Annotated in this window: 7 protein-coding genes; all 7 read right to left on the bottom strand. The window is 68.7% G+C overall.

Going from position 1 to position 7,135, the window contains the following annotated elements:
* Positions 1–58: 58 nt before the first annotated feature.
* Positions 59–1,174: an ABC transporter permease gene (locus ACK41U_RS14445; protein WP_409681494.1), complete on the bottom strand. Its 1,116-nt coding sequence runs from the start codon at positions 1,172–1,174 to the stop codon at positions 59–61.
* Positions 1,171–2,319 (bottom strand): ABC transporter permease, encoded by a 1,149-nt coding sequence (locus tag ACK41U_RS14440; RefSeq protein ID WP_409681492.1) that lies wholly within the window; start codon positions 2,317–2,319, stop codon positions 1,171–1,173. Before ACK41U_RS14440 ends, ACK41U_RS14445 begins: the two co-directional genes overlap by 4 nt.
* A gap of 4 nt (positions 2,320–2,323) precedes the next feature.
* Positions 2,324–3,316: an HlyD family secretion protein gene (locus ACK41U_RS14435; RefSeq protein WP_409681490.1), complete on the bottom strand. Its 993-nt coding sequence runs from the start codon at positions 3,314–3,316 to the stop codon at positions 2,324–2,326.
* A 117-nt stretch (positions 3,317–3,433) separates the two neighbouring features.
* The gene (locus ACK41U_RS14430; protein WP_409681488.1) at positions 3,434–4,489 is read right to left on the bottom strand and encodes an NAD(P)H-dependent flavin oxidoreductase; all 1,056 of its coding nucleotides are present in this window, start codon (positions 4,487–4,489) and stop codon (positions 3,434–3,436) included.
* 65 nt (positions 4,490–4,554) lie between these two features.
* Entirely contained in the window at positions 4,555–4,848 is a 294-nt protein-coding gene (locus ACK41U_RS14425) for a hypothetical protein (protein WP_409681486.1), read from the bottom strand.
* 147 nt (positions 4,849–4,995) lie between these two features.
* A complete protein-coding gene (locus tag ACK41U_RS14420) occupies positions 4,996–5,208 on the bottom strand; it encodes a hypothetical protein (protein ID WP_409681484.1) in 213 nt (70 codons plus the stop codon).
* A gap of 504 nt (positions 5,209–5,712) precedes the next feature.
* Positions 5,713–7,101 carry a phosphomannomutase gene (locus ACK41U_RS14415; protein WP_409681483.1) on the bottom strand — a complete coding sequence of 463 codons (1,389 nt, stop codon included), beginning with the start codon at positions 7,099–7,101 and terminating at the stop codon, positions 5,713–5,715.
* Positions 7,102–7,135 lie beyond the last annotated feature (34 nt).

The raw sequence follows: 7,135 nt of genomic DNA, 5'->3' as shown, positions 1-7,135 counted from the left end.
CGATGAGGCGCGTTGTCATGGCGCTGTTCTAGCCAATGCCGCGCGCGGGGGAAACCGCTCAGACGCGGCGCCGCGCCTCGATCAGCAGGGCCAGCGCGCCAAAGCCCGCCGCCAGCGCCCAGAGATGCCACAGCCGCCCTGAGACCTGCGCCAGATCGGCGCCCATCTGGCTGACCCGGACAAACCCCTCGATCGCGGGGGTCGAGGGCACCAGCGTCGCCAGCGTCCGCAGCACAGGCGGGATCGCCTCGACCGGCCAGGCAAAGCCCGACAGAAAGAAGAACGGCAGGCCAAGCGCCAGCATCACCACCTGCACCACCTCGGCCCGGCGGAACAGCGCCGCCAGCGCCTGCGCCAGAAACCCCGCCGCCAGCACAAAGGGCACACCAAGCGCCAGCACCGCCCCCACGCCGCCCAGACGCGGCAGCCCGTAGATTGCGGGCAGCACGATCAGATAGAGCGGCAGCAGAGCCGCATAGACCGCCAGCCACGCAGCCCCCCTGCCCAGCACGCGCCAGACCGGATGGCCGCTGCCCGGCGGACGACGCGTCGCCACCAGCCCCAGCCCCATCAGCATCGTCTGCTGCAGGATCAGCACAAAGGCCGCAGGCAGCACATAGGTCGCATAGCCTGCGGCGGGGTTGAACAGCGGCACCTCGACCTGCTGCACCGGGCTGACCTGCGCCAGCGCCACCTGCGGGTCGGTGCCCGAGGCGGTCAGGCGCGCGATCTCGACCTGCGCGCCCATCTGGCGCAGCGGCACGGACGCGCCCTGCATCACGCCCTGATACATCAGGAAATAGCTGGCATCGGCATAGATCGCCACGGGCGAGGGGCTGCCGCGCAGCAGATCGGCCTCGAACCCCTGCGGGATCAGCAGCACGCCATAGGCGCGGCGTTCCTGCACCAGCCTTGTGGCGGCCAGCATGTCGGGGGCGTGGCGGGTGACCGCCACCGCCTCGGAGGCGTCGACCATGCGGATCAGCTGCGCCGAGGTCGGGCTGGCATCCAGATCGACCGCCACGACGGGCACGTCGCGCAGCAGCTCGGCGCGGTAGGGCCAGGGATAGATCAGCGCATAGATCACCAGCGACATGACGATGATCAGCCGCACCTGCGCATCGCCGAAGATCGCGGCCAGTTCGGCGCGCATGGCCGCCCACGGGCCGCTCATGCCGCCACCCCACGGCGCAGGCGGGCCAGCCGGGCCAGCACCAACGCGCCCAGCACCCCGGCGATCAGCGCCAGCCACAGCACCGGCCAGACCGAGATGTCGAAGGGCGTCGCGCGCAGCGACTGGTCGATGCGCAGCTGCACATACCATGTGCCGGGGATCACCGCGCCCCAGGCCTGCGCCGCCACCGACATCGCCTCGCGCGGGAAGCCCAGCCCCATGAAGCCGAAGGCGGGCGCGGTGATGATGGCGATGATGCTGGCCGCGCGGCCCATGTCCAGCGTCGCCAGATAGGCCAGCGCGCCGATCAGCTGCGCGGCCAGCACGAACAGCACCGCGCCCGAGGCCATCAGCCACAGGCTGCCGCGCAGGGGCACGCCCATCCAGCCGTAAAGCACAATGTCCGACAGGCCCAGGATCATCAGGAACAGCACCGTATAGGGCAGGATCTTGCCCAGCATCGCCGGCAGCAGCCCGCCCGCCATCCGCGCGATGACCCGCGCATGGCGCGGCGGCGCGAAATCCAGCGAAATGGCATAGGCCGTGCCCGCCGCCGCGATGATCTGCAACACGGCAGGCACCAGCGCGGCCAGCAGGAAATGCACATAGTCAAAGGCGGGGTTGAACAGCGCATGCGCCTGCAGGGGGATCGGCCGGATCGCGGCCTGCGCCTGCACCGGCGCCTGCCCCTGCGACTGGCGCACCGACAGGCGCAGCCCCGCCGTGGCCGTGTCGATGGCCGCGCGCGCCCCGCGTGCGACCAGTGATCCCGCGCTCATGTGCTGGTTGTCGTAGAAGGTCACGATTTCCGGGCGCTCGCCCCGCGTGGCGTCGCGTTCAAGGCCATGGGGCAGCAGCACCGCGCCGCGCACATCGCCCCGCACGATCAGGTCGCGGGCCTCGGTCAGGCTGAGGGCCTGATGGGTCACCTGCAATTCGGGGGTGGCGTCCAGCATCCGGGTGATCGTCCGCGACAGGTCCGAGCGGTCCAGATCGACCACCGCCACCGCCATGCCGGTGGGGATGCCCGCGCGAAAGATGCCGGTCAGCGCCGCGATCATCAGGATGGGCAGCAGCACGACCAGCCCCGCCAGCGCCGGGCGCCGCATCAGCAGCCTGACCTCGCGCAGAAAGATCCGGCCCACCGGCCTAGCGGTCCAGCACGACCAGCGCCGACATGCCGGGGCGCAGGCCCTGCGGCATCGCGACTGGCCGGGCGCGCAGCTCGAAACTGCGCAGATCGAAATCGCCCACGGCCCGCGTGGCCCGCCAGCTTGCGAACTGGCCCTGCACATTGATCAGGGTGATCTCGGCCTCGATTTCGGTGTCGATGGCGGGCACGCGGATCGCCAGACGGTCGCCGATGGCCAGCCCCGCCAGCAGATCCTCGCGCAGGTTGAAGGTGAACCATGCCGCGTCCAGATCGACGATGGTGAACAGCGGTGTGCCGGGGCCGACATTCTCGCCCGGCTCGATCAGGCGCGACGAGATTTCGCCGCTCATGGGCGCTGTGATCACAAGCTCGTCCAGATCGGCCTGACGCTGCGCCAGCGCGGCCCCGGCCTGCGCGACCTGGGCGGCGGCGACCGCGCGTTCCTCGGGCGAGGCGCCCGCGCGGGCCAGATCCAGCTGCGCCTCGGCGGCCTCGGCGCGGCGGGCGGCGGTTTCGACATTGCGCTGCGTCTGGTCCATCGCCGCCTGCGGGCGCAGGCCCTGCGCCTGCAACTGCGTGTCGCGGGCGATCTGTTCCTCGGCCAGCCGCAGGTCGGCCTCGGCTGCGGCCAGTTCAGCCTCGCGCGCGCGGATCACCTCGGGACGGGTGGCGCCTGCGGCGGCCTCGCTGGCCCGCGCGACCTCAAGGCCCGAGGCGGCGGCGGCATGCGCGGTCACCAGCTGTGGGTTCGACAGTTCGGCCAGCGGCGCGCCCTGTCCGACGCGCTGGCCCAGATCGGCATGGACCGCCGCCACCCGCCCCGAGGTGCGGGCCGAGACATCGACGCGCGGGGCCGCGACCTCGCCCTGAATCAGCAGCGGGCCGGGGCGGGTGACCCACCAGACCGACAGCGCGACCAAGGCGGCCAGCGCGACCAGCGCCAGCAGCGGCAGAATGCCCCGGCGCGTTTGGGATTGTCCGTCAGGCATGGCGCACCTCGCGCTGGGTTGGTTCGGGAATTGCATATCGTGCAAGTGGCGATAGCCTCAGAGGGACCGGCAGGCAAGGGCGCCCTTGTCCCGCCGACGCAGGGTCACGGCACAGGGTCATGGTGCGGCATCCGCCCATTCCCGCGCCAGCATGGCCACCAGATCGCGCGCGGGCATCGGCCTTGTCCGCGCCGCCCCGGTTCCGGCCCAATGGGCGCCGAAACCCTCCTCGTCCCGCGCCCTGGCGGCGGCGTTCAGCGCCTTGCCCAGATCATAGGCGCAAGGATAGGGCGCGACCGCCCCGGCGGGCTGATCGGCGCCCCATTGCGTCCAGCGGTTCGCCAGACAGCGCGCCGGACGGCCCGAGATCACCGGCGTCATCGCGGTCTGGCCCTGCGCAAGACGGGCGCGATAGCCCGCATCGGCGGCGCTTTCGGGGCAGGCGACAAAGGCGGTGCCCAGCTGCGCCGCCACCGCGCCCCAGCCCTGCGCCCGCGCAATGTCGCGCCCGTCCATCAGCCCGCCCGCCGCGATCACGGGCAGGCGTGCCTGCGCCACGATCTGACGTGTCAACGCTTCGGTGGACAGGCGGTCGTCGGGGGCGTCGGGGTCAAAGAGGCCGCGATGGCCCCCGGCCTGCCACCCTTGGGCGATGATCGCGTCCAGCCCGGCGGCCGCGATCCGTGCCGCCTCGGGCAGCGAGGTGGCCGAGGCGATCAGCAGCGCGCCGGTCTGACGCAGTGCGGCGATCTGATCGGATCGGGGCAGGCCGAAATGAAAGCTGATGACGGCAGGCGGGCGGTCCAGCAGCACGCGCAGCATGTCGGGATCGGCACGGAAGCTGAGATAGATTTCGTTCAGCCGCGCGGGCGGCGCTGCGCCGAATTGCGCAAACAACGGTGCGGTGCGGGCGATCCAGCCAGCCTCGCGCGCGGGGTCGCGGGCGGCGGGGGCGTGGCAGAACAGGTTGACGTGAAAGGGCCGGTCGGTCAGCGACTGCGTCTCGCGGATCATCCGCGCCGCCCCCTGTGCCCCCGCGGCCCCCAGCCCAAGCGCGCCCAAGGCCCCCGCCTCCGACACGGCTGCCGCCAGTGCAGGTGTCGCGACGCCTGCCATGGGCGCCTGAAACAGCGGAACGGTCAGGCCAAGTCGGGAGAGTCTGTCATGGCTCATGACCGGAATGCTGCCCGACGCATCTCAGCGGGGCAAGACGCAATTGCGGCGCAGTATGGGTTTGCTCAGCCAAACAGTCTGCGGCGGATTTCATAGGACAGGGCACCGCCGACATCCCGGAACAGCTTGCGCGGATCGTGATCGGTCAGTTCCAGATAGGGCATGTCCGACGAGGTGACATGGATCGTTCCGTCATCGCGCAATGCCAGATGCAGGGTGACCGACGTCTGGCGGATCACCTCCGGCAAACCATTATGTCCGACCGCGGCCGGGGGGACGCTGTCGGCGGTGCCGGTATCGGGAAAGGCCGCGGCCACGGCAGCCGCATCACGGGTCAAGGCAAGGGGTTGAAAGGTCATGGCTCGGCTCCGTGGAATGGCAACTCTGAACCTTGGTGAGAGGCAAATGTTCCTGCGCTTGTGCGGATGATGCGCCCGGTTTGACAAAAATCAACCGGCGGGTGGCAGCGGCCCCGGATGCGCCGGTATCCCGTGCCGCCGCAAGGGCTATTGACGCAGCCCCTCGGGCAGTTTCGCCAATCCGAGGAACTGCCGCCCGCCCGAGATCTTGTTGGGCAGCCACAGCCCCCAGGATGTCACTTCGACCGTCAGCACGCCGCCGTCGTCCGCATAGGCATCGAAATATGTCAGCATGGTTTCGACCATGTCCCGGCTGAACTCGGCGACCGCTGGTTTCGGCTCTCTGATTCCTGTGGCCATTCTGGTATCTCCTCTCTGAATTGCTTTGTATGTCTTGTCGGGCTGCTGAGACCGGCGGCAAACGCCGCCGGAGGTTTGTGCAATTCGTCGTTCCAATATATCCCGAAAGATGGAATTTGCGCACTCTGCCGCGCTGTAACGCAGCAGCGCGCCAAAAAGCGCCGGCGATACCTGAGTTGCCGCCGATTTTAGCACAGAAGGCCCCATTATTCGCCCTGCGCGTCTTTTGTGCCTGTCTGATTGCGATGCGGTCGATGCGGTCGATGCGGCCAGATGGCGGCGCGGGCCGGTCGCAGAGGAACGGAGCCGTACCTGCGCTGCGCCATGCTGCTGCGCACCGCTTCAGTCATCGCAAAGGAATGTCGGAAAGCCCGGCCGGTCGCGCCAGTCATCAGGCAGGGTGCGCACACCCCCCAAAAAACGCAGAGGCCAGACGAATCGCATCCCGCCAGCGGTCTGTGCAGTGGCCTGCACCGACCGCTGGCGGCCCCTTGAGGGTGCGGTTCAGGCCTTGAGCAGCGCGGCCAGCTCGGCCTGCTTTTCAGCCACCAGAGCGGCGTCGCCATCGGCCTCGATGTTCAGGCGCACGACCGGCTCGGTGTTCGACTTGCGCAGGTTGAAGCGCCATGTCCCGAAGTTCAGCGACACCCCGTCCAGATCGTCGCGGCTGTCGGATTGCGGCTCGTAGGTCGCGATCAGGCGCGCAATGGCGGCGTCGGGATCGGCGATGGTATAGTTCGTCTCGCCCGACGAGGGGTAAAGCCGCATCCGCTCTTCCAGCATCTCGGCCAGGGTCTTGCCCTTGCGCGACAGCAACTCGATCATCAGCAGCCACGGGATCATGCCGCTGTCGCAGTAATAGAAATCGCGGAAATAGTGGTGCGCCGACATCTCGCCGCCATAGATCGCGCTGACATCGCGCATCTTGCGTTTGATGAAGGCATGCCCGGTCTTGCTGACCACAGCCTCGCCGCCCGCCTCGGCGATCATCGCGCGGGTGTTCATGATGACGCGCGGGTCATGCACGATCTTTTCGCCGGGGCTTTTCTCAAGAAACGCCGCGCCCAGCAGGCCCACGATATATTCGCCGGGAATGAAGCGGCCGTTTTCGTCAAAGAAGAAGCAGCGGTCGAAATCGCCATCCCAGGCCACGCCCAGATCGGCCTTTTCCTCGATCATCCGCGCCACGGTGGGGGGCTGGTTCTCGTCCAGCAGCGGGTTGGGAATGCCGTTCGGGAAGCTGCTGTCGACATCATGGTGCATGCGCACGAAGGTCAGCGGCGCGCCGCGACGCTCCAGTTCGGCGGCGATGGCGTCGAAGGTCGGGCCTGCGGTGCCATTGCCCGCGTTCACCACGATCTTCATCGGCTTCAGCGCGGCGACATCGACGAAATCGGCCATCCGGCTGGCATATTCTGCGCGGGCATGGCTGAAATCGGTGACGCTGCCCTTGCTGGCCGGGGCGAATTCGCCCGAGGTGGCCAGATCGACGATCGGCGGCAGTTCGGTCGCCGGGTCCAGCGGGGCCGAGCCATGTCCGACGATCTTCATGCCGTTATAGTTGATCGGGTTGTGCGAGGCCGTGACCTCGATCCCGCCATCGGTGCCTTCATTGCCGGTGTGGAAATAGACCTCTTCGGTGCCGGCAAGGCCCAGATCCAGCACGTCGGCGCCGCCATCGGTCAGCCCCTCGATCAGCGCCGCCGCCAGCTCGGGCGAGGATGCGCGGCTGTCGCGGCCCACAACGACGCGCTTGGCGGCACGGGCCTGCGCAAAGGCGCGCCCGATCCGGTAAGCCACGTCAGGGTCAAGGTTCTTGCCCAGTTCGCCCCGCACGTCATAGGCTTTGAAGCACGTAATCTCGCGCTGTCCCAGGCTGTCCCGTCCGTCCATGTCCGACTCCGATATTTGTTTGCTCAAGCGCTAA

Origin of the sequence: Paracoccus sp. (in: a-proteobacteria), from assembly GCF_046289755.1 — a bacterium.
Lineage (GTDB): Bacteria > Pseudomonadota > Alphaproteobacteria > Rhodobacterales > Rhodobacteraceae > Paracoccus.
Note: the sequence above shows the minus strand (reverse complement) of the source record. Positions and strands in the feature narration are given on the sequence as shown.